This window comes from Allokutzneria sp. A3M-2-11 16 (genome assembly GCF_024213555.1).
In the GTDB taxonomy this organism is placed as follows: Bacteria; Actinomycetota; Actinomycetes; order Mycobacteriales; family Pseudonocardiaceae; genus Allokutzneria.
In genome coordinates this window covers 2,253,986-2,275,183 of sequence record NZ_JANAVO010000001.1, presented here as the reverse complement: position 1 = coordinate 2,275,183, position 21,198 = coordinate 2,253,986, and the positions used below count along the sequence as shown (strand labels likewise).

Annotated in this window: 23 protein-coding genes and 1 tRNA gene; 12 read left to right on the top strand and 12 right to left on the bottom strand. The window is 71.1% G+C overall.

From position 1 onward, the window contains the following. Positions 1 to 134 precede the first annotated feature (134 nt). Positions 135 to 1,526, bottom strand: a complete 1,392-nt coding sequence (locus NLX83_RS11385) for a CehA/McbA family metallohydrolase (protein WP_254234800.1) — start codon at positions 1,524 to 1,526, stop codon at positions 135 to 137. A gap of 168 nt (positions 1,527 to 1,694) precedes the next feature. Between NLX83_RS11385 and dnaN the strand changes: the two genes are divergently transcribed. Continuing rightward, positions 1,695 to 2,804 carry a DNA polymerase III subunit beta gene (gene dnaN / locus NLX83_RS11380; RefSeq protein WP_254234799.1) on the top strand — a complete coding sequence of 370 codons (1,110 nt, stop codon included), beginning with the start codon at positions 1,695 to 1,697 and terminating at the stop codon, positions 2,802 to 2,804. On the opposite strand, the gene NLX83_RS11375 is transcribed toward dnaN, so the two are convergent. Beyond that, positions 2,768 to 3,958 carry a hypothetical protein gene (locus NLX83_RS11375; RefSeq protein WP_254234798.1) on the bottom strand — a complete coding sequence of 397 codons (1,191 nt, stop codon included), beginning with the start codon at positions 3,956 to 3,958 and terminating at the stop codon, positions 2,768 to 2,770. The two genes, dnaN and NLX83_RS11375, sit on opposite strands and share 37 nt — an antisense overlap. 55 nt (positions 3,959 to 4,013) lie before the next feature. Here NLX83_RS11375 and NLX83_RS11370 point away from each other — a divergent pair, with 55 nt between their 5' ends. Beyond that, the gene (locus tag NLX83_RS11370) at positions 4,014 to 4,547 is read left to right on the top strand and encodes a CGNR zinc finger domain-containing protein (RefSeq protein WP_254234797.1); all 534 of its coding nucleotides are present in this window, start codon (positions 4,014 to 4,016) and stop codon (positions 4,545 to 4,547) included. Here NLX83_RS11370 and NLX83_RS11365 read toward each other — a convergent pair. Further along, on the bottom strand, positions 4,529 to 5,305 hold the full coding sequence (locus NLX83_RS11365; protein WP_254234796.1) for an MBL fold metallo-hydrolase: 777 nt from the start codon (positions 5,303 to 5,305) through the stop codon (positions 4,529 to 4,531). The genes NLX83_RS11370 and NLX83_RS11365 overlap by 19 nt on opposite strands. Positions 5,306 to 5,351: 46 nt before the next feature. Beyond that, positions 5,352 to 6,221, bottom strand: a complete 870-nt coding sequence (locus tag NLX83_RS11360; RefSeq protein ID WP_254234795.1) for an NUDIX hydrolase — start codon at positions 6,219 to 6,221, stop codon at positions 5,352 to 5,354. Positions 6,222 to 6,244: 23 nt separating this feature from the next. On the opposite strand from NLX83_RS11360, the gene NLX83_RS11355 reads away from it, so the two are divergent. The 3 genes from NLX83_RS11355 to NLX83_RS11345 all read left to right on the top strand — a co-directional run bounded on the left by NLX83_RS11355 (position 6,245) and on the right by NLX83_RS11345 (position 8,891). Beyond that, positions 6,245 to 6,697 (top strand): hypothetical protein, encoded by a 453-nt coding sequence (locus tag NLX83_RS11355; protein ID WP_254234794.1) that lies wholly within the window; start codon positions 6,245 to 6,247, stop codon positions 6,695 to 6,697. An 18-nt stretch (positions 6,698 to 6,715) separates the two neighbouring features. Beyond that, positions 6,716 to 7,606: a Gfo/Idh/MocA family protein gene (locus NLX83_RS11350; RefSeq protein WP_254234793.1), complete on the top strand. Its 891-nt coding sequence runs from the start codon at positions 6,716 to 6,718 to the stop codon at positions 7,604 to 7,606. 73 nt (positions 7,607 to 7,679) lie between these two features. Next, entirely contained in the window at positions 7,680 to 8,891 is a 1,212-nt protein-coding gene (locus NLX83_RS11345; protein ID WP_254234792.1) for a tetratricopeptide repeat protein, read from the top strand. Positions 8,892 to 9,093: 202 nt separating this feature from the next. On the opposite strand, the gene NLX83_RS11340 is transcribed toward NLX83_RS11345, so the two are convergent. Beyond that, positions 9,094 to 9,552, bottom strand: a complete 459-nt coding sequence (locus NLX83_RS11340) for a RidA family protein (protein WP_254234791.1) — start codon at positions 9,550 to 9,552, stop codon at positions 9,094 to 9,096. Positions 9,553 to 9,556: 4 nt separating this feature from the next. Next, positions 9,557 to 9,715, bottom strand: a complete 159-nt coding sequence (locus NLX83_RS11335; protein WP_086823907.1) for a hypothetical protein — start codon at positions 9,713 to 9,715, stop codon at positions 9,557 to 9,559. Between NLX83_RS11335 and NLX83_RS11330 the strand changes: the two genes are divergently transcribed. From NLX83_RS11330 to NLX83_RS11320, 3 genes are read left to right on the top strand one after another with little or no spacing between them, the layout of a single operon-like run. Then, entirely contained in the window at positions 9,716 to 10,021 is a 306-nt protein-coding gene (locus tag NLX83_RS11330; RefSeq protein WP_254234790.1) for a hypothetical protein, read from the top strand. A 39-nt stretch (positions 10,022 to 10,060) separates the two neighbouring features. Then, a complete protein-coding gene (locus NLX83_RS11325) occupies positions 10,061 to 11,062 on the top strand; it encodes an ArsA-related P-loop ATPase (protein ID WP_254234789.1) in 1,002 nt (333 codons plus the stop codon). Then, complete coding sequence (locus tag NLX83_RS11320; protein WP_254234788.1) at positions 11,059 to 12,198, top strand: ArsA family ATPase; 1,140 nt, start codon at positions 11,059 to 11,061, stop codon at positions 12,196 to 12,198. Before NLX83_RS11325 ends, NLX83_RS11320 begins: the two co-directional genes overlap by 4 nt. A gap of 3 nt (positions 12,199 to 12,201) precedes the next feature. Here NLX83_RS11320 and NLX83_RS11315 read toward each other — a convergent pair whose 3' ends face one another. Beyond that, positions 12,202 to 12,483: a WhiB family transcriptional regulator gene (locus NLX83_RS11315; protein ID WP_254236170.1), complete on the bottom strand. Its 282-nt coding sequence runs from the start codon at positions 12,481 to 12,483 to the stop codon at positions 12,202 to 12,204. 245 nt (positions 12,484 to 12,728) lie between these two features. On the opposite strand from NLX83_RS11315, the gene NLX83_RS11310 reads away from it, so the two are divergent. After that, positions 12,729 to 15,119, top strand: coding sequence for a transglycosylase domain-containing protein (locus NLX83_RS11310; RefSeq protein ID WP_254234787.1), 2,391 nt, complete (start codon positions 12,729 to 12,731; stop codon positions 15,117 to 15,119). A 151-nt stretch (positions 15,120 to 15,270) separates the two neighbouring features. On the opposite strand, the gene NLX83_RS11305 is transcribed toward NLX83_RS11310, so the two are convergent. Continuing rightward, on the bottom strand, positions 15,271 to 15,741 hold the full coding sequence (locus NLX83_RS11305; protein ID WP_254234786.1) for a GatB/YqeY domain-containing protein: 471 nt from the start codon (positions 15,739 to 15,741) through the stop codon (positions 15,271 to 15,273). A 74-nt stretch (positions 15,742 to 15,815) separates the two neighbouring features. Here NLX83_RS11305 and NLX83_RS11300 point away from each other — a divergent pair, with 74 nt between their 5' ends. Both NLX83_RS11300 and NLX83_RS11295 read left to right on the top strand, forming a co-directional pair. After that, positions 15,816 to 16,778: a metallophosphoesterase gene (locus NLX83_RS11300; protein ID WP_254234785.1), complete on the top strand. Its 963-nt coding sequence runs from the start codon at positions 15,816 to 15,818 to the stop codon at positions 16,776 to 16,778. An 18-nt stretch (positions 16,779 to 16,796) separates the two neighbouring features. Further along, a tRNA-Pro gene (locus NLX83_RS11295) sits at positions 16,797 to 16,870 on the top strand. A gap of 230 nt (positions 16,871 to 17,100) precedes the next feature. Here NLX83_RS11295 and NLX83_RS11290 read toward each other — a convergent pair. Next, positions 17,101 to 17,517 (bottom strand): MauE/DoxX family redox-associated membrane protein, encoded by a 417-nt coding sequence (locus NLX83_RS11290; protein ID WP_254234784.1) that lies wholly within the window; start codon positions 17,515 to 17,517, stop codon positions 17,101 to 17,103. Positions 17,518 to 17,559: 42 nt separating this feature from the next. Here NLX83_RS11290 and NLX83_RS11285 point away from each other — a divergent pair, with 42 nt between their 5' ends. After that, positions 17,560 to 19,395, top strand: coding sequence for a S9 family peptidase (locus NLX83_RS11285; protein ID WP_254234783.1), 1,836 nt, complete (start codon positions 17,560 to 17,562; stop codon positions 19,393 to 19,395). 60 nt (positions 19,396 to 19,455) lie between these two features. Here the strand turns inward: NLX83_RS11285 and NLX83_RS11280 are convergent, their stop codons facing one another. Genes NLX83_RS11280 through NLX83_RS11270 form a run of 3 tightly spaced genes read right to left on the bottom strand, consistent with a single transcriptional unit; the run spans position 19,456 to position 21,084 of the window. Next, the gene (locus NLX83_RS11280; RefSeq protein WP_254234782.1) at positions 19,456 to 19,926 is read right to left on the bottom strand and encodes a Dps family protein; all 471 of its coding nucleotides are present in this window, start codon (positions 19,924 to 19,926) and stop codon (positions 19,456 to 19,458) included. A gap of 49 nt (positions 19,927 to 19,975) precedes the next feature. Continuing rightward, positions 19,976 to 20,506 carry a DUF1707 SHOCT-like domain-containing protein gene (locus NLX83_RS11275; RefSeq protein WP_254234781.1) on the bottom strand — a complete coding sequence of 177 codons (531 nt, stop codon included), beginning with the start codon at positions 20,504 to 20,506 and terminating at the stop codon, positions 19,976 to 19,978. Continuing rightward, positions 20,503 to 21,084, bottom strand: coding sequence for an NADPH-dependent FMN reductase (locus tag NLX83_RS11270; RefSeq protein WP_254234780.1), 582 nt, complete (start codon positions 21,082 to 21,084; stop codon positions 20,503 to 20,505). Before NLX83_RS11270 ends, NLX83_RS11275 begins: the two co-directional genes overlap by 4 nt. Between the last annotated feature and the right edge of the window lie 114 nt (positions 21,085 to 21,198).

The window sequence follows — 21,198 nt, the reverse complement described above, 5'->3', positions numbered from 1 at the left end:
ACCCCCGACCCCCGCTCCGGAGGTCTCAAACGGCGGCAAACCCCCTACCGGTGGCGAAGGGGGTTTGTGGCGGTTAAAGACGCTCTGGGTGGGGGTCCGGGGTACTTGAAGACGTACCAACCACGTGCGGTGTTCTAGCGGTGGCCCAGGAAGATGGGGTTTGTCAGGGCCACCATCGTGTCCGGGGTCGTCGGGGTCCGTAGTGGCCTGCGCACCTCCGCTCGCACCCACTCGGCGTCGTTCGCCGTCCAGCGCACCTGGGCGCGACCGGTCGCCGGGACCCACTCGCTGTGCGCGATCCGCGTGGGCGTGATCAGCCGGACCTCGCAGCCCGGCGCGCCCGCGATGTCGAGCTCGATCCGCGCCTCCGCCGCGTTCAGCCGATCACCGATCTCCGCGACGCGACGACCCGCGACGGCCTTCATGGTCAGCTCGACGCGGGAGGACTCGGCGAGCCAGGACCGGCCCGCCTCGATCCCCGCCAGGATCGAGCGCGTCTCAAGGTCCTCGGCCAGCACCACGGTCTGCGGCAGCCCGACCGGCTGAGGCTCGCGGTGCGCGTCGCTGGAGCCGATCGCGGGCACCCATTTGCCCTCGCGCAGGAGGCCGTCCCAGCGACGCACAGCGAGCTCGTCGTCGAAGGACCAATCTCCGTTCCACACCTCGACCGCGTCGACGTGGTCGTAGCCGAACTCCCACGAGCAGCCGAGGCACGACGCGTACGGGTGCGCCGCGACGACCAGGCCACCGACCGCGTGGACGCGCCGGGCGAAGCGCTCGAACGCGGCCTGCTCGGAGCCCCGGTAGCGCCAGTCGATCCAGTAGCCCGGCGGCAGGCCGAGCGCTGGCCAGTGCCCGGACCGCGTCGTGACCTCCTCGCCGTTGACGATCAACAGGTCGGGGCGCGCGTGGTCGCCCCACCGCAGGCTCGCGGAGCAGGTGTTGTGCTCGGTGGAGACGAAGAAGTCCAGCCCGGCGGTCTTGGCCGCCGCGATCAGTTCCTCGGGCGTGCGCTTGCCGTCGGAGTGCACGGTGTGCAGGTGGCAGTCACCGCGGTACCAGGCCCGGCCCCGGCCGGTCGCCCGGCGCGGCGCCGGGTTCGGCCGGACCGGCTCACCGGGCGGGCCGAACCGCAGGGTGACGTCGACCTCGTAGTTCATCCCCAGCGGCGAGACCGTGTACGGGCCGAGGATGACGTGCCAGGTGCCCGCGACGATCGGGCCGGGCAGGTAGCCGGGGGTCGCCCCGGAGGCGCTGATGGTGAACCGGTCCCGGGCCCCGCCGGACCAGCCGCGGAAACCGCGGTGGTTGCCCAGCTCGTGCCCCTCCGGCCCGAACATCCCGATGTCCAGCGCGTTGCCCGGCAGGCCCGGCGGCTTGTCGTAGCGGTAGACGATCTCGATCTCCCGCACCCCGCGCGGCACCACGATCGGCAGGTAGGCCCAGTCCGGTGCGCCCGGCTCGAACCGGCCGGTGATCGTCCTGGTCTGCTCGGGCTCCTGCCCCGCGAACGCGACCGCTGGCAAGAGGACGCTTGCCGCTCCAGCGAACAGAACCGACCTTCTGGACACCCGCTTCGCGCATTCGCACATTGGACGAACGCTATGGGGCACAACAGGATGCGGACACCGCAGACGGAGTGAAGTTCCTTCGGGTGGGTCTGGTTGTCGGGGGTGTGTCGTAGCGTCCGCCGCATGAGCCTTGATGTCACCGCCGACAGCGCTGTCCTCGCCGCCGCCGTGGCCGACGCCGCCCGGTTGCTGCCGGTCAAGGGCATCGACCCGCTGCTGACCGGCCTGTTGCTGAGCGGGCGGGACGACGAGCTGGTGCTCTCCGGCACCGACCGCTCGAACACCGTCCGGCTGCGGCGCACCGCGTTCGTGCACACCGATGGCGAGGTGCTGGTCCCGGCGAAGCCGCTCGCCGACACCCTCGGCGCGCTGGAGGAGCCGGAGGTCCGGCTCGTGGTGGAGGGCAGCAGGCTGGCGATCCGCACACCCGGCGGTCGCTTCGCGCTGCCGTTGATGGACGGGGAGCTGCACCCCGGCGTCGGCCCGTTGCCCGCGGCGGTCGGCCAGGTGGACGCGGGCGAGCTGATCGCGCTCGTGGGCAAGGTGGCGTCGGCGGCGTCGAAGGACGACGCGCTGCCGCTGTTCACCGGCGTGCACGTGCAGGGGCGTGGCGACCGGCTCGCGCTGGTCGCCACCGACCGGTACCGGATGGCCATCGGCGACCTGCCGTGGCGCCCGGCGGGCGAACTGGACGTCCTGGTCCCCGCGCCGCTGCTGAGCGAGGTCGCCAAGCAGGCGCGGACGGCCGAGGTGATCACGATCCACGCCGATGGCAGCCGCTTCGGGCTGAGCTGGCCGGGGACGCAGCTCGGCACGGTGCTGCTGGCCTCGCCGTTCCCGGACGAGTCGCGGCACACCGACGCCCAGGTGGACGCGGTGGTGGAGGTGGACGGCGACGCGCTCGCGGGTGCGGTGCGGCGGGTGGCGCCGTACTCGGGGCCGCGCGCGGTGATCGCGGTCGAGCTCGGCGACTCCGACCTGCGGATCAGGGCGGCCGACCCGCAGAACGGCGAGGCCGAGGAGACGGTGAAGGCGACCGTGGACGGCCACCGGTTCACCCACGGCTACCAGGCGCGCTACCTGTCCGACGCGCTGCGCGTGTTCGGCTCGGCCAGGCTGCGGCTGAGCATGCGGCACGGCATGCGCTCCACGGTCATCGCGCTGGCCGACGTCGACCCGGGGGAGGCGAACCTGCGCTATGTCGTGATGCCGATCCGCATGCCCTCCGACTGAGCTGTGCGGACCAGCATGGTGGCCGCCGTGATCACCATGGCTGACAGTCCACAAAGGACGATCGCGGTGGACGGGCCGAGCAGGGTGCTCGCGCCAGCCGTGACCAGACCCGCCGCGCCGTAGCCGACCCCGGCCGCGGTGTAGAGGGCGGAGAAGGCTTCGCCCCACCGCTGCTCGGGCACCGCGCGTTGCAGGGCCAGGCTGCGCGCGGCGTAGATCGGTGTCTCCATGACTCCGACGGCCACCAGGAAGCAGAGCGCCAGGACCGGCGTGCCCGCGAGGCCCACCACCGTCGTGAGTGCGGCCACGACGAGCAACAGCCAGGTGGCCTGCGTCTCGGGTCGGGCGCGCCACGCGACGGCGCCGAAAGACAGGCCGGAGACGACGCCCGCCAGCGCCATACCGGTGAGCCAGCCACCGGCCCAGTCGGCGGACACGCCCAGCGTCGGCAACAGCGCGGGCAGGGCCAGGCTCGCCCCGCCCATCGCGAGCATCAGCGCCGCGGCCTGTGCGCACGCCGGGACGAGCACGCGCCACGAGATGGTGACCTTGCCCGCCACGCGCGCCGAAGGCCGCTCTGGCTCACGCAGGAACCGGGCAGCCAACGCACCGAGTGCGGCGATCGCGGCGATCACCAAGGTCGGCGCGGTCGGTCCCGCCAGCAGGGCGACCGCGGCCACCAGGGCGGGCGCGGCCGTCCACACCGTCGCGCTCACCGCGGACTCCAGGCCGAGCACCGGCCGCACGGCTTCGGGAGCGAGCCGGACGGCGAGTGAGCGCAGCCCACCCTGCGCACCCGCGGCGATACCGCCACCGAGCGCCGCGACGGCGCCGACCACCATCGGCGGCAGCACGTGCGCGCACAGGCCTGCTACCAGGAACAACAGCGCTTCCGCTGCCAGGACCAGGCATGCCTCCGATCGAGCCGGCCTGCGGTCGAAGCGCCTGCCGAGCGCGGTGGCGAGCACTGCCTCCGCCGCCGCGTGCACGCCGGCGAGCAGGGCGCCGAAGGCGGGCGAGCCGGTGATCGCGATCCCCAGGTAGATCAGGCCCAAGGGCGCCATGGCCACAGGAAAGCGTTGGCAGGCAACGACAATCAGCCACGCGCCGATGCCGGGGACCCGGGCGAGCCGCCGATAGCCGTTACTGGTCATGCTGATTGACGGTAACGATGCGAGCCGCTACCAGTCAACGCCTAAGCTGGTAACCATGGGCGCGCGCAGTGAGGCTCCGAACTCGTTGGAACAGGTCAGGACGTTTCTGAACACCTGGCGGATTCCCAACGACACCCGCGTGGCCACCGACCTGCTGGCGGAGCTGATCGAGGACGACGCGCGGTGGTCGGCCGAGCTGCCGGGCATGACCGGCTCGCGGTCGCTGCCGGAACTCACCTCGCTCCGGGAGGAGCTGCGCGGAGCGCTCGGCCAGGCTCGGCCGGACCTCGGCGCGGCGCTGCGGCGGCACCCGCTGATCGCGTTGGTCGGCTCGGAAGCCGAGGGCGAACCGCCGATCGCGCACCTGCCGGTGGACGACAACGCGGCGGGACGGATTCTCGGGATCGTCGTCGACGCGCTCGCGCTCGGGCGGTGGGACCGGCTGAAGGCGTGCCCGGACTGCCAGTGGGTCTTCTACGACCACAGCCGCAACGGCAGCCGGACGTGGTGCGCCATGTACGCCGAGAGCCCGCAGGGACGGGCGTGCGGGAGCATCGCGAAGATGCGCGCCTACCGCGCTCGCAAGTAGTCGAGCTGGGCGTGCACCGACATCTCGGCGGCCCACCACAGCGACTGGTCGACATCGGCGTAGACCAGCTCGACGACCTGACGGGCCGTCGCTTCGGCGCCGAGCGTTTCCAGGGCACCGCGGACCTGCTCAAGGCGTTGGACCCGGTGGGCGAGGTAGTGCTCGGCGACCGGGACGACGTCGGCGATCTCCGGTCCGTGGCCGGGGAAGGCCGGAGTGCCCTTCGGCAGGGAGGCCAGCCACCGCAGCGAGTCGAGGTACGGCGCGAGGCTGCCGTCCGGGTGCGCGACCACCGTGGTGCCGCGCCCCAGGATCGTGTCGCCGGTGAACACCGCGTCGGCCACCAGCAGGCACAGCGAGTCCGCCGTGTGGCCCGGCGTCGCGACGATCTTGATGTCGAGCCCGCCCGCGTGCACGGTCTCGCCGTCCGCCAGCGGTTCCGCGCGCAGGCACAGCTCGGGGTCGATGGCCCGGATCGGCGCGCCGACCAGCTCCGCCAGCCGGGTGGCTCCGTCGCTGTGGTCGCCGTGGAAGTGGGTGAGCAGGATCAGCTCGACCGGCCCGTGCGCGGCGATGCGGCCCAGGTGCGCCTCGTCCGCGGGGCCGGGGTCGACCACGACGCACGACTCCGCCCCCGGGACGCGCAGCAACCAGGTGTTGGTGCCGTCCAGGGTCATGCCCGAGGGGTTCTCGGCCAGCAGCACGGCCGCGTACGGGGTGACCGCACGCAGCTCGCCGTACGCGGGATGGCTGATCATCGCCTCAGCGTAAGCCGGTCGGGGGCGAGCCGGGATGTGACGAACATCAGCGCTCGATCCGGTCGCCCGGCTCCGCGTCCACGTGGGCGGGCGCGGCGTCGTAGCGCGGATCGCCCGGCAGCACCGCGCGGATCACCGCGCCCTCCCGCACCACCCTCGGGATGATCTTGTTGATCGTCCGGTCCGTGGCGAGGGCGGACCCCACGCTCGAGTGTTCGGCCAGCTCGGCGAGGGTCATCCAGGTCGGGGGCAGCAGGCCGCGGCGCCCTTCGCGCCACGCGTTCAGCGCCTCGGCCGGGGTGCACCACTCCACGTCCTCCGCCTCGGTGGTGACACCGTCCGCCCGCTGCCCCTCCGGCAGCGCGGCGACGAAGAAGCGGGTGTCGTAGCGGCGCGGCTCGTCGATCGGGGTCACCCAGTTCGCCCACGGCCGCAACAGGTCCGCGCGCAGCACCAGGCCCTCCTCGGCGAGGAACTGGGCGAGTGAGACCTGCCTGCCGACCAGCGCCGCGCGGTGCTCCGCGTACCGGCTCGTGTCTCCGACCACGCTGTCGCCGTCGGGCCCGGCGAGCAGGACGCCCGCCTCCTCGAACGTCTCCCGCACGGCCGCGCACACCAGTGCGCGCGCCTTCTCCGGGGTGCAGCCGAACCGGCGCGCCCACCAGGCGGGCTCCGGCCCGGCCCACGCCACCGAGGTGTCCGCGTCCCGGCCGTCCAGCCCACCGCCGGGGAAGGCCGTCATACCGCCCGCGAAGGCCATCCCGAGCACGCGGCGGAGCAGGAAGACCTCGACGCCTCCCGGGGCGTCCCGCAGCAGCATCACGGTCGCGGAGTCCTTCGCCGGGGCGGGCACCTCGGGCGGCGTGTCGGTGACGTAGCCCTTCGGCAGGGTCAGTTCCTCGGGAAGTTCGGGCATCCCAGCAGCCTAGGCTGTGCTCCATGGCCGACCAGCCCGAACCCGAACAGGTTTCCGTCGCGCGTCCGGGGAGGCCCGCCGCGTTCGGCTGCCTGGCGAACGTCGTCTCGGTGATCCTCGGCGCGCTCGTCGGCACCGTGATGACCGTGGTGGCGGGGCTGCTGCTGTTCCTGCCCACCACGAGCACGGTCGCGGTGCACGCCGCGCCCGCGGAGATCGCGTCGGCGGGCGGCTACCCGGGCTACGCGGCCGCGGTGAAGCGGACTTCGCGTTTCTTCGGCGGCGACTCGGATGCGGTGTGGCTCGGCCACGCCAACGCCGGAGATGTCACGCGCGGTCACGTCGTGGAGGTCTCGCCGGGCTGGGGCCCGACCACCGATCTGCGGGTGGAATGGTTGGCGGACAAGGCAGTTCTGCGTTTCTCGCGCGGTGCCGAGGTGAGTGTTCCGGTCAGCGTGTTTAGGGACACCCGGTGACCGGGCAGGATTAGCCGGATGGAAGAACAACTCCGGACCGGCCTGGTCGGCGCCGGCCCCTGGGCCCGCGCGATACACGCGCCGTTGCTCGCCGACCATCCCGGAATCCGGTTCACGTCGGTGCACACCCGCCGCGTCGAGGCCGGGCGGGAGCTGGCGAGCCCCTACTGCGCCGAGGCCTACGACGACTTCGACCAGTTCCTGTCCACTGTGGACGCCGTGGCGTTCGCGGTTCCCCCGGAGATCCAAGGGGAACTGGCGCGGCGCGCCGCCGCCGCGGGCAAGCACGTGATCCTGGAGAAGCCGATCGCGGAATCGCTCGACCAGGCCGAGCGCCTCGCCGACGCCGTCGAGGGCGCCGGGGTGGCCTCGCTCGTCGTGCTCACCCGGCGCTTCGCCGCCGAGACGCAGGAATGGCTGGCGGGGATCGGCCGCGCGGGCGACTGGACCGGCGGCTCGGCCAAGTGGTTCTCCGGCGCGCTGCTCGGCGGCGACTACTCGCAGTCCGCGTGGCGGCACAGCGGCGGCGCCCTCGCCGACATCGGCCCGCACATGTTCGACCTGCTCGACGCCGCGCTCGGCGAGATCACCGAAGTGCTCGCGGCCCGGCACGAACCCGCGAACGACCTGTGGCACGTGATGTTCGGCCACTCGGGCGGAGCGACCAGCACGGCGAGCATGTCGCTGCGGATGCCCGTGCGGCCGACGCTGTGGCAGATCTCGGTCTACGGCGAGAACGGATATCGCGAGCTGTCCAACAACAACACCTCGGGCGCGGACTGCTACACGGCCCTGCTCGACGACTTCCTCGCGATGATCCACAGTGGAACGTCGGAGCACCCGTGCGACGTCCGCAGGGGGTTGCACCTGCAACGGTTGCTGCACGAGGTGCGTCACCGAGCTGGGTGACCGGCGTAACACCACGGGCCGTGCTGCGATCTACAGCACGAAGAGGCACCTGCACCGTCCACAAGGGAGCATCGTGACTCCGCCCCACATCGAGTTCTACACGCTCGCGTTCAGCATGGACGACGAGACGTTGCAGGACTCGTTCGACGATCCGGCCGCGGCCACCGACTGGCTGCGCCGGGCGCTCGCCGAGGCGTTACCCGCCGAACCCGGTGAGGCGCGCCAGCACCACACGCGCGTCGGCACCGCCGCCCGGATGCTGCGCAGGCTCGACATCGCCGAGCAGCACCTGGCGAGCGCGCTGGAGCTGGCGGAGCGGCACGGCCGGGACGAGGACGCGGTGTTCGCGCGCATCCGGCTCGCGCACGTGCTCCAGTGGCAGGGGCGGTTCGACGAGGCGCTCGTGGAGTTCGACCGCTGCATAGAGGAGAGCGGTCGCATCGGAAGCCTGAACGCCCGCAAGTACTTCGCGTTCCAGCACGCGGGGAAATGCCACTACGACATGGGGAACTGGGAGATCGCGCGGACGCACTTCGCGATGGCGCTGCGGTTGCGGCTGGCCTCCGACGCGGACCCCGAGCTGATCGCCTCCTCCAGCCAGGCGCTCAACGCCGCCGACGCGTGCTTCACCGGCAGCCTCGCCGCGCAGGAGCTCGACCGCCTCATCCCGGCCGTGCACGATCGGGTCGACGATCTCCCGTGCCACACCGAGCTGTTGGTCGACCTCCGCCGCCCGCTGCTCGACGGCGTGGTGCAGATGTCGTTGGTGCGCGCGGTGCACCGCTACGTGCCCAAGCTCGACCTGGCGCTGGAGTCGCTCGTCGGCGACGGCTGGTTGCTGCGGCGCGGCGACGGCGTCGCGCTCACCGAGCGGTCCCGCGACCTGCTCACCGATGTCTCCCAACGGCTCGACGCGGCCGCGAGCGAACTGTGGGGTGAACCGGCCGAGCAACTGGCGATGGTGGAACGGGTGGTCGACCGTGCCGCGGGCACGTCGGCCGGACTGGTTTTCGACGCGCTCGCGGCGCGCCGCCCGGCGGGTCCGGCAGCTGGCAGGCTGCTCGACCGGCTCAGCGCGCTGCTGTACCACCGGGCGGACTCCCACGCGGCCGCCTGGCAGGCGGAGGGCCTGACCGCCGAGGGCGTGCGCGCGTTGCGCGGCAGTGATCCGGTGCGCAGGCGGATCGAGGCCGCGACCGGCCGTGTGGCAGCACGGCCGTACCGCAGGATCGAGCCGGAGCAGCGGGTGCGGTTGATCGCCGCGCTGCACGCGCTCCCGTCCTGAGTACGACAGAGGCGGCGCCGGAGGACCCCGGCGCCGCCTTCGTCGTGTCCTGACGCCGTCGCTGACCGGGGTTTGCCATCGTTAGCGACCGCTGCAACGGGGGTTTGTGGTACTTGAAGACTGGCGAACCCGGCGAGCGGTAGGGGTCACCGCATGAGCAGGGGCCCCGCTGAGCGAGGCCCCTGTGGTCGTGCGGTTCGGGTCAGGCGATCTCGACGATCAGGTCCACCTCGACCGGGGCGCCCAGCGGCAGCTCGGCGACGCCGACCGCGGCGCGCGCGTGCGCGCCCGCCTCGCCGAAGATCTCGCCGAACAGCTCGGAGGCGCCGTTGATCACGGCGGGCTGACCGGTGAAGCCCTCCGCGGAGGCCACGTAGCCGGTGACCTTGACGATCTTCACGACGGAGTCGATGCCGACGAGCGCGTCCACTGCGGCCAGCGCGTTGAGCGCGCACAGCCGGGCGTGCTCCTTGGCCTCCTCCGGGCCCACCTCGGCGCCGACCTTGCCGGTCGCGGCGAGCGAGCCGTCGACGAACGGCAGCTGGCCGGAGGTGAACACGTGCGAGCCGGTGCGCACCGCGGGTACGTACGCGGCCACGGGGGCCGCCACCACCGGCAGTTTCAGGCCCAGGTCGGCCAGGCGCTGCTTCCAGTCAGCCACTTCTCTACTCGCCCTTCGGTCGCTTCAGGTAGGCGACGTGCTGCTCGCCGCTCGGGTTCGGCAGGACCGTCACCAGCTCCCAGCCGTCCACACCCCACTGATCCAGGATCTGCTTCGTGGCGTGGATCAGCAGCGGGACGGTCGCGTACTCCCACTTCGTCATGTGTCGCAGCCTAACCGCCACCTGGTCGGGATCTTGGAGCGCTACGGTTGGCGGGTGGAGACCTGGCGGATGATCGCCACCGGCGTGTTCGCGCTCGGTGGGTTGGTGCTGGTACTGGTCGCGATGGCGCAGGTGCGGGATCGCAAGCACAGCACCCGCGCGCAGGTGACGCAGACCGGCCTGATCTCCCTCGCCATCCTGTCCGTGGTCACCGCGCTGGTCGCCACCGTCCTGCCGGAGACGATCGCGTGGGCGCTGGTCGCATTCGTGGTGCTGATCGTGTTGACGCTCACCATGGTCGGCTGAGCACGCGCAGTCCGTGCTCGGCGCGCATACGCTGATCGTGTGACGAGCCCCGACCGGTGGACAGACGAACTGAGCCGCGCGCGCCTGCACGTGGTCACCGGCAAGGGTGGTACCGGCAAGACGACCGTGGCGGCCGCGCTCGCCCTGGCCCTGGCCTCCGGCGGGCGCCGGGTGCTGCTGGTGGAGGTCGAGGGCAGGCAGGGCATCGCCCAGGTCTTCGACACCGCGCCGCTGCCCTACTCCGAGGAGCGCATCGCCGCGGCGCCCGGCGGCGGTGAGGTCCGCGCGCTGGCGGTCGACGCCGAGGCGGCGCTGCTGGAGTACTTGTCGATGTTCTACAACCTGGGCTTCGCCGGGCGCACGCTGCGCAAGATGGGCGCCATCGAGTTCGCCACCACGCTCGCGCCCGGTCTCCGCGACGTGCTGCTGACCGGCAAGGTCAAGGAATGCGTGCGGCGCACGGACTCCGGCGGCAGGCACGTCTACGACGCGGTGGTGCTCGACGCCCCGCCGACCGGCCGCGTGGTCAAGTTCCTCGACGTCACCAAGGCCATGGCGGACCTGGCGAAGGTCGGACCGATCCGCTCGCAGAGCGACGGCGTCGTCCGGCTGCTGCACTCCGGGGACACGGCCGTGCACCTGGTCACGCTGCTGGAGGAGATGCCGGTCCGGGAGACCCTCGACGCGGTCACCGAGCTGGACGCGGCGGACCTGCGGCCGGGCGCGGTGATCACCAACCGCGTGCGCCCGCCCCGGCTGCCCGCGCGGTCGATGACCGCGGCGGCGGGCGGCCGGGTCGACGCGAGCCGCGTGCGCACCGGCCTGGCGGAGGCGGGGTTGGAGTTGGACTCCGACATCTTGGAGGGGCTGGTGGAGGAGACGGTGGAGCACGCGATCCGGGTGCAGGCGGAGCAGCGCGCCCGCGCCGACCTGGACGCCGTCGACCTGCCCGCGCTGGAGCTGCCGGAGCTCACCGACGGGGCGGACACCGGGGCGCTCTACGAACTGGCCGAGCTGCTCGGCGAGCAGGGCGTGCGGTGAGTGCGCGCGCCCGTCCACCGCTGCTGGACATCGACAAGCTGATCGACGATCCGGACACCCGCATCCTGGTGTGCTGCGGCTCCGGCGGCGTCGGCAAGACCACCACCGCCGCGGCGCTCGCCCTGCGCGCGGCGAACCGGGGTAGGCGGGTGGTCGTGCTGACCATCGACCCGGCCCGGAGGCTGGCGCAGTCGCTCGGGCTCAGCGAGTTGAGCAACCACCCGCGCGCGGTCGACCTCGTCGCGGACGACGGCGGCGGCGAGCTGCACGCGATGATGCTGGACATGCGGCGCACCTTCGACGACATGGTGCTGGCGCACGCGGGACGCCAACGGGCGCAACAGATTCTGAGCAATCCCTTCTACCAGACCATTTCCTCGTCGTTCTCCGGAACGCAGGAGTACATGGCGATGGAGAAGCTGGGCCAGCTCGTGCACGACGACCAGTGGGACCTCGTCGTGGTGGACACCCCGCCGAGCCGGTCCGCGCTGGACTTCCTGGACGCGCCGCAGCGGCTGTCCACGGTGCTCGACGGCAAGATCATCCGCATGCTCTCGGCGCCGGCGCGCGCGGGCGGCCTGGGGCTGAAACGCTTGGTGGGCGCGGGTTTCGGGCTCTTCACCAAGGCCGTTTCGACGATCATCGGCGGCCAGTTGCTCGCCGACGCCTCAGCGTTCGTGCAGGCGTTCGACAGCATGTTCGGCGGGTTCCGCGAACGGGCGCGGGCGACCTACGAACTGCTGCGCTCGCCGGGAACGGCGTTCCTGGTGATCGCCGCGCCGGAGCCGGACGCGCTGCGCGAGGCGTCCTACTTCGTCGACCGGCTCAGCGGTGACGAGATGCCGTTGGCGGGCCTCGTGGTCAACCGCACGCACCCGGTGCTCGCCGACCTGCCCGCCACGCGGGCGCTGGCCGCGGCCGAGGACCTGGAGCGCGCCGGATCGGCACCGCTGGCGAGCGCCGTGCTGCGCCTGCACGCGGACCGAGTGGCCGTGGCGGACCGGGAGAAACGCATGCTCTCCCGGTTCACCAGGGCCCACCCGGCCGTCGCGCTGATCGGCGTTCCCGCGCTGCCCTCCGACGTGCACGACCTCGACGGACTACGCGAGATCGGCCACCGGCTGGCGGGCGAGTGAGCACTAGCTGACCTGGCGCTCCTTGCGCGCCTCGTCGAGCAGTTCCACCCACGAGTCGACGTCCGGGCGACGGCGCAGCAACGCACGCCTCTCCCGTTCCGTCATCCCGCCCCAGACACCGAACTCGATGCGGTTGTCGAGCGCTTCCGCGAGGCATTCCGTGCGCACCGGACAGCCCATGCAGACCGTCTTGACCTTGCGCTGCTCCGCGCCTCGAACGAACAGTTGGTCAGGGTCCTCGTCACGACACGACGCGTAGACCCGCCAGTCCCCCTGGCTGAACATCATGTTCCCCCAGCTCCTCAGTACCGTCGCCGCGACCTGACCCGGCACCCCCCGGCGCCGAGCTGCGAGAACCGACGTGTCACAGAGACATAACACGTTGACCGGTTTCGCAGTCGTGAGACGTTGACGGACTGTAGAGGTTCGCGGTTCCCGCTTCCAAGTGGCGTTTGCCCACCCGTTATCTGCGGTCACCGGAACGTGTTCGCGGTCACTACTCCGTCCGGGGCACGCGTACATTGGCGTACGTGCGTGTTCGCCGTGCGGTATTCAAGCTCGTCGGCCTGTGCGTCCTCGCGGGTGTGCTGCTGGCCGGGGTGTTGTTCCCTGCGGTCGGCGCCATGGGCGTGGTGTCCAACCGCGCCAGCGACACCGTCGACAGCACCTCCGCGGACCTGGTCCAGAAGGACCCGCCGCTGCTGACCACGATCCTGGACACCAACGGTAACCCGCTCGCGCACCTGTTCGACCAGTACCGGGTCCTGGTGGCACCGGACAAGATCGCCACCACCATGAAGGCCGCCATCGTGGCCATCGAGGACCAGCGCTTCTACGACCACCAGGGCGTCGACTGGCGGGCCGCGATGCGCGCGCTGATCACGAACACCATCCAGGGCAAGGTGGCGCAGGGCGGCTCGACGCTGACCCAGCAGTACGTGAAGAACTACCTCATGCACGTGGTCGCCACCTCCAAGTCGGAGCAGGCCAAGGCCCAGGAGCAGTCCCCCGCGCGCAAGCTCCGCGAACTGCGGATCGCGCTGCAGCTGGAGAACAAGCTCAGCAAGGACGAGATCCTGGCGCGCTACCTGAACACCGTGCCCTTCGGCAACGGCTCGTACGGCATCGCGGCGGCGGCCAAGACGTACTTCGACACCACCGCGGACAAGCTGACCGTGGCGCAGGCGGCGTTGCTCGCGGGCATCGTCAACGAACCGAGCGGGCTGAACCCGGAGCGGCACCCGGAGCGCGCGCTCATCCGGCGCAACGTAGTGATCGACGAGATGGCGAAGCAGAACCGCATCCCCAAGGAGGTCGCCGAGGCGGAGAAGAAGACCCCGCTCGGCACCCGCCCGGACATCGGCGCGCCGCCCAACGGCTGCATCGGCACGGGCGACGCGGGCTACTTCTGCGACTACGTGATCAAGTACCTGGAGGGGGCGGGATTCTCCAGGGAGAACCTGCGCAAGGGCGGCTACACGATCAAGACCACGCTCGACCGCGACGCGCTGACCAAGGCCAAGAAGGCGGTCGACGCCGAGGTCCCCCCGGACACCGACCACGTCGCGAACGCGATGGCGATCGTCAAGCCGGGCAAGGACAAACACCGCGTCGTCGCGCTCGCGGCGAACCGCACGTACGGCCTGAAGCGGGACGAGCACGAGACCACGCTCGGACTCCCCTACGCGATGCAGAACCTGGGCGCGGGCTCGATCTACAAGCTCTTCACCGCCGCCGCGGCGCTGGAGAAAGGCATGGGGATCAACAACTCCATCGCGGTGGCCGACACCTACGTCTCCGAGGTGTTCAAGGGCGGCGCGGCGAGCTGTCCCGGGCCCGCGGGCGCGAAGAAGTACTGCGTGCGCAACGCCGGTGACTACCCGGGCCGGATGACCTTGCAGGACGCGCTGGCGCAGTCGCCGAACACCGGCTTCGTCCAGCTCCTGGAGCGCACCACGGTGTCCTCCGCGGTGGACATGGCCGTGCGACTGGGATTGCGGTCGCTGGCCACCGTGCCCGCGGGCGAGGACCCGAAGAAGCGGCCGATCGGCAAGTTCTTCGCCGAGCAGAACCTCGGCTCGTTCACCCTCGGCCCGACACCGACCAGCACGATGGAGCTGGCGAACGTGGGCGCGACGCTGGCCAGCGAGGGCATGTGGTGCCCGCCGAGCCCGATCGAGCAGGTGCTCGACCGCAACGGCCGCCCGGTGGCGCTGCGCGAGGACGCGTGCGAGCAGGTCGTGCCCGCCGGGCTGGCCAACGCGCTGACCGTGGGCATGAGCAAGGACTCGATCTCCGGCACCGCCAAGGACGCGGCGCGGGCTTTCGGCTGGAACCGCCCGATGGCGGGCAAGACCGGGACCACGCAGGAACACAAGTCCTCGGGCTTCCTCGGCTACACCCCGCAGCTGGCCGGGGCGGTGTTCACCTTCGACGACACCCCCACGCCGAAGACCCTGTGCGACCCGGCGGGCAACGCGCCGCCGCGGCCGTGCAACGGGGGAACCTACATCTACGGCGGCAAGTCGCCCGCCCGCACCTGGTTCGCCGCGATGAACGGGATCGGGCAGGCGCCGGGGATCATGACCGACATGGAGACGGCGCGGCTGCCGGGCGTCGAGGACCGCTACGCCGAGGGCGGCAGCGAGGCCAAGGTGCCGAACGTGGTCGGGCTGAGCGAGGCGTTCGCCCGCACCAAGCTGAAGAACGCGGGCTACGAGGTCAGCGTGTCCAGCGCGGACAGCCTCAAACCGAAGGGCACCGTGATCAGCCAGAGCCCGCGCGGCGCCGCGCTGCCGGGAGAAACGATCTCGCTCGTGGTGAGCAACGGTGTCGCGCCGACCACCACGCCCGAGGCTCCGCCGTCGAGTGGACCGCCCGGTCCAGGGGGCGAAACCGGAGGCCCCGCGCCACCTGGCTGACCGTGGTCGGAACGTCTTCAAGTACGACGAACCCCCGTCCTGAGCATCGCCAACCGCCACAAACCCGGGACTGGCACCGGGGTTTGCCGTGGTTTGCGACGTCGGGAGCGGGGGTTCGCGGTACTTGAAGACCGGTGCACCCGGCTGGGGCCTACTGGCTGAGCATGGCCTTGACGAGGGTGGCGACCCGGCCGCCGTCCGCGCGCCCGGCCACCTTGGCGTTGGCGGCCTTCATGACCTGGCCCATCTGCTTCGGGCTGGGCTTGCCGCCGACCTGCTCGGTGACCTCCGCGAGCGCCTCGCGCACCACGTCCGTCAGCTCCTCGTCGGAGAGCTGCTTGGGCAGGTAGGCGGAGAGCACCTCGCCCTCGGCGCGCTCCTTGTCGGCGAGCTCGGCCCGCCCGGCCGCGGCGAACGCGTCGACCGCCTCCTTGCGCTTCTTCGCCTCGCGGGCCAGGACCTTGAGCACCTCGTCGTCGGACAGCTCGCGGGCCTGCTTGCCGGAGACCTCCTCGGCGCCCACCGCGGTCAGCGCCATCCGGAGGGTGTCCAGCACCACCTTGTCCTTCGCCTTGAGCGCGGTGGTCATATCGGACTTCAACCGTGCCTTGAGCTCTGCCATGGCGGGGAGGTTACCCGCGGTGAACAGCCTCACCCGTTCCGGCAACGCGGGCCGGGTTCCGTAGGCTCGGGGAGGTGAACACGTTCGGTCGGATTCTGCTCGGAACGACGGCGCTGGGCGCCGCCACGGTCGGCTACGCGGCGGGCGTCGAGCGCCTGCGCTTCACCCTGCGGCACGCCACGCTGCCGGTGCTGCCGGAGAACGCGCGGCCACTGCGCATCCTGCACATCTCCGACCTGCACATGACGCCGAACCAGCTGAAGAAGCAGCGCTGGGTGGCCGACCTGGCCCGGCTCGAACCCGACCTGGTGATCAACACCGGCGACAACCTGGCGCACGCCAAGGCGGTCCCGACGGTGATGCGCGCGCTCGGGCCGCTGCTGGACTTCCCCGGCATGTTCGTCTTCGGCAGCAACGACTACTTCGCGCCGAAGCCCAAGAACCCGTTCCGCTACCTGATCCCCGCGCACAAGGCCAAGCGCGTCCACGGCACCTCGCTGCCGTGGCGCGACCTGCGCGCGGCCATGACCGAGCGCGGCTGGCAGGACCTGACCCACCTGCGGCACACGGCGACCGTGGCGGGAGTCACCGTCACGGCGGCGGGCGTGGACGACCCGCACCTCAAGCGCGACCGCTACGAGAAGATCGCGGGCAAGCCGGGGCCGCAGACGCAGCTGAGCATCGGCGTCACCCACTCCCCCGAACCCCGCATCCTCGACGCGTTCGCGCAGGACGACTACGACCTGGTGCTCGCCGGGCACACCCACGGCGGCCAGCTCTGCGTCCCGTTCTACGGCGCCCTGGTGACCAACTGCGGCCTCGACCGCAAGCGCGTCAAGGGCCCGTCGCGGTGGGGCGACCGGACGTGGCTGCACGTCTCCGCCGGCCTCGGCACGTCGCCGTACGCCCCCGTACGGTTCGCCTGCCTGCCGGAAGCGAGCCTGTTGACGCTGGTCCCGCGCTCGGAAGAGGCCGCGGCCAAGGACTCCGACGCCCAAGCCCCCACCCGATTCGGAGCTGGCGTCGACATGAGATAGGCTTTCCCTCGTTCCACTCGGGGTGTGGCGCAGCTTGGTAGCGCGCTTCGTTCGGGACGAAGAGGTCGCAGGTTCAAATCCTGTCACCCCGACTCGACCGGGCCGGTCAGTGTCTGCAGAAAGCGCAGACTGCTGACCGGCCTCGTTGTTTTTTCTGGGGGCGCAGCCCCCAGGCCCCGCCCGAGGGGCTGCGCCCCCGGACCCCCATCTTGGTGCCAGCGCTGCTGCGTTCCAGCCTTGTAGCGGGTTCCAGCTTTGTAGCGGGTTCCAGCTTTGTGTTGTGGGCTTAGGGCTGTGTGTGTCTCACGGCTGTGTGTGTTGCTTAGGGGTATAGGGCGAAGTGGGTTATTAGGCCGGTCATTGCTACGGCTATTAGGGCGATGTTGCGTAGTACGTGACCTGGGCCTATTGGTTTGAGGGAGCCGAAGCAGCGGCAGGGGGTGGTGTTGCCGCGGAGTAGGGCGTGGAACAGGGTCATGGTGAAGCAGAGCAGCAATGCGGCCGCCATGACGAGACCGAAACGTGCGAAGGGGTCGGTGGCCAGGGTGCACGTGACGGTGAATTCGGCGGCGATGGTCAGGGGGGCTAGCTGACGCGCCCTGGTGACCGTGGTGGGGAGGAGGGTGGCGGTGGAGGCGACGAAAGCGCGGTACGCGGTGCGGGTGCGGAGTTTTCCGAACAGGGACACCAGGAACACGCCGATGAGGACGCCTCGGCACGCGAGGACCAGGTAGGTCATGGTGTGCCGAGTGTAGTCAGCGCGAAATGGCAGGATCGGGGTGTGACGGAGCACCCGAGTACGGACATCCCCGAGCGGCTCTTCGACGATCCCGAGGCCGAGACGCGGTGGAAGGAGCGGTTCACCGCCCGCCGCACGTCGTTGCCCGGCTGGGCCGAGGACGCGCCGGACCGCAACCTCTACGTCTCCAACGTCAGCGGCGTGTGGGAGGTCTACGCCTGGGACCGGGCGACGGACACCCACCGGCAGGTGACGGACCGGCCGAACGGGACCTACCACGGCACCCTCACCCCGGACGGCGAGCGGATCTGGTGGTTCGCCGACACCGACGGCGACGAGTTCGGCACGTGGGTGGTCGAGCCGTTCGCCGGGCGAGCGCACGGCACGGAGCCCGCCCCGGGCGTTCCCGGCACGCATCCCGGGTACCCGGCGGGCCTGCAGGTGGGCTCGAAGACCGTCGCGCTGGGCATGTCCACCGACGACGGCACGACGATCTGGACGGCGCCGATCGGCGGCGAGGCGACGGTGCTCTACCAGCACAAGAACGACGCGGGCGCCGGATCGTTGTCGAAGGACGAGCGGCTGCTGTCGATCGGGCACTCGGAGCACGGCGACTCGCGGCACCCGGCACTGCGGGTGCTCCGCGTGTCGGACGGCTCGGTCGTCGCGGAGAAGTGGGACGGCGAGGGCAAGGGCCTGGACTCCATCGGGTTCGCGCCGATCGTCGGCGACCCGAGGCTGCTGGTGCTGCACGAGCGGCGCGGACGCGAAGAGCTGCTGATCTGGGATGTCGAGGCGGACACCGAGACGCTGCTTGAGTTCGACCTGCCGGGCGAGATCGTCGCCGACTGGTATCCGGACGGTTCCGGGTTGCTCGTCGTGCACACGCACCAGAGCCGAAACACCTTGTACCGCTACGACTTCACCACTAAGACACTGTCCCCTTTGGACATTCCCAAGGGGACGGTCGGCAGTGCGTCCGCGCGGCCGGACGGGACGATCGAGTACTCGTGGTCCTCGGCGGGGCAGCCACCGGTCGTGCGCGCGATGTTCTCGGACGGCTCGGACCGGGTGCTGTTGGAGCCCGCCGGGCACAAGCCCGCGCCCTCGCAGAACCTCGAAGACGCCTTCGTGCCGGGCAAGGGCGGCGCGGTGCACGCGTTGATCGCGCGGCCCGAGGGCACGGAAGGCCCGCTGCCGACCGTGTTCCTGTTGCACGGCGGACCGCATGCGGCGGATGAAGACCGCTTCTCCGCTTATCGTGCGGTGTGGTTGGACGCGGGCTTCGCGGTGGTGCACGTGAACTACCGCGGCTCGACGGGTTACGGCTCGGCCTGGCGCGACGCGATCGAGGGTCGACCGGGTCTCACGGAGCTGGAAGACGTTGCGGTGGTTCAGGATTGGGCCGTCGAGTCCGGTCTCGCCGATCCGGAGCGGTGCGTGGTCAACGGCGCGTCGTGGGGCGGATACCTGACGCTGCTCGCGTTGGGGACGCAGCCGGAGCGCTGGGCGGCCGGGGTCGCCGGAGTGCCGGTGGCGGACTACGTCGCGGCCTACGAGGACGAGATGGAGCCGCTACGCGCCTACGACCGCGCGCTGTTCGGTGGCTCGCCGGAGGACCTTCCCGCGCTGTACAAGGAATGTTCGCCACTGACCTATGTGGACGCGGTGCGGGCTCCGGTGCTCGTGCTCGCCGGTGAGAACGACCCGCGCTGCCCGATCCGGCAGATCGAGAACTACCTGGAGCGGCTGGCGGAACGCGGGGCCAGGTACGAGGTCTACCGCTACGACGCGGGCCACGGCTCGCTGGTGGTCGCCGAGACCATCAAGCAGACCGCGGCGGAGGTGGCGTTCACCCGGCGAGTGCTCGGGCTCTGAGGAAAAGGGACGGCCCCTCGCCTGGGGGAACACGAGGGGCCGTCGCTGGAGGTGGACCGGTCAGGCGAGCTGCGCCTGCCACATCCACCTGGCTTCTTCGAGCTTCGCGGTGACCGCGATGAGCAGGTCCTGGGTGACGGGATCGGATTTCTCGGTCTCGTCCACCCGGGCCCGCATCCGCTGGACCACGGTGTCCAGGGTGGTGACGATCGCGTTCACCACGGCGTCCGCCTGCTGCCAGCCTTCTGGGAAGCGCGGCACACCCGAGGTCTCGGTCACCGTGCCCGCCCTGCCGTCCGGCGAGACACCGAGGGCCGACGCGCGCTCGGCGACCTGGTCGGAGAACCCACGGGCCGCTGCCACCAGCTCGTCCAGCTGGAGGTGGACGTCGCGGAAGCGCTTGCCGACGACGTTCCAGTGGGCCTGCTTGGCCACCAGGGACAGGTCCACCAGGTCGACAAGGGCACCCTGGAGCGCGGCGCCGGTCGTGTGCGTCGCGGCGTCGCCCAACGGGCTCGTGATCGGGCTCATCGTCTCCTCCTCAACTCCGCAGGAGACGGATACCCGCGCCGCCGAGCGGCTAACGCCTAGTGCTCACCTTCACATCGCCAAAGAAGGTCCTCGCGCGCAGCCGGATGAGCGGGGAGCCGGGGATGCGCGGCACCTCGGCGACGCGGATCTTCTCGGTGCCGAAGAACAGCGAGGAGCTGACCTCGACCTGGACGCCCTCGGGCACGATGACCTTCACGTCGCCGAACACCGTGCTGCCGGTGATGTCGACGACGTGCTCAGTGATCACCGCGTCGCGCAGGTCCAGCCGCACGTCGCCGAACACCGAGGAGACCGAGGTGCCGGAGCGCAGCGCGAACCGGCCCTTGCGCTTGACGTCGTCGAAAACGGAGCGCCGCACGCTCCCGACGACGACCACGGCGGAGTCCTCCAGCGGCTCCGGCAACCCGGCCGTGCTCTTCTCCAGGTCAGCGGGGGTGTCGGCCTGCCACACGAGGTCGACGCGCTCGGTGAACTGGTCGAGGGTCAGCCTGCCCTGGCCGACCGCGCGTTCCAGGCTCAGCTGCGCGGCCTCCTTGGCGGGCTGGAGTTCGTCGGTCACGGGTTCGAGCTTAGGACCTGCTCACGGCGGGAGAGGGCGAACTCCACCACCTGGCGCCCGACGGTTCGAAGATTCCCGGAGGTCTTCTCGTCGGAGCAGCTGCCCTCGCCGTCGAAGATCACTTCGGTGGAGTTGAGCGCGACGCCGAGCGGGGTCGGCCAGCCGCGCAGGGCGTGCACGATCGACCGCAGCGCCGTGAGCGTGGTCACCGACGCCTGCCAGCCGTAGGCGGTGGCCACGCAGCCGACAGCGCGCCCGTCCAGGTACGGGTACGGCTCCTCGCGGAGGTCCTCGATGTAGTCGAGGGCGTTCTTGAGCAGGCCGGACACGGTGCCGTGGTAGCCGGGCGAGACCAGCACGATCCCGTCGGCGCCGCGCACCTCGTCGACCAGCCTGCGGGCGGCGTCGGTCCGATCGGTGAGGGCCGGGTCGTAGAACGGCAGCACCAGGTCGGAGCCGGAGATCGCGACCGTGCGCGCTCCCGCCTCCTCCGCGCCCGCCAGGGCCACCCGCAGCGCGCGCTCGGACTGCGAGTCCGCGCGGATCGAGCCGCCGATGCCCACCACCGTGACCGTCATGCACCCGATCCTTCCACCGTGGCAGGGCCACGCGCCGCCGTCATCAACTCCTCCACGCTAGGACCTCCACCTACGTTGAGGTCAAGGTCGACCAGAGAAAACGGAAAAGCTGTT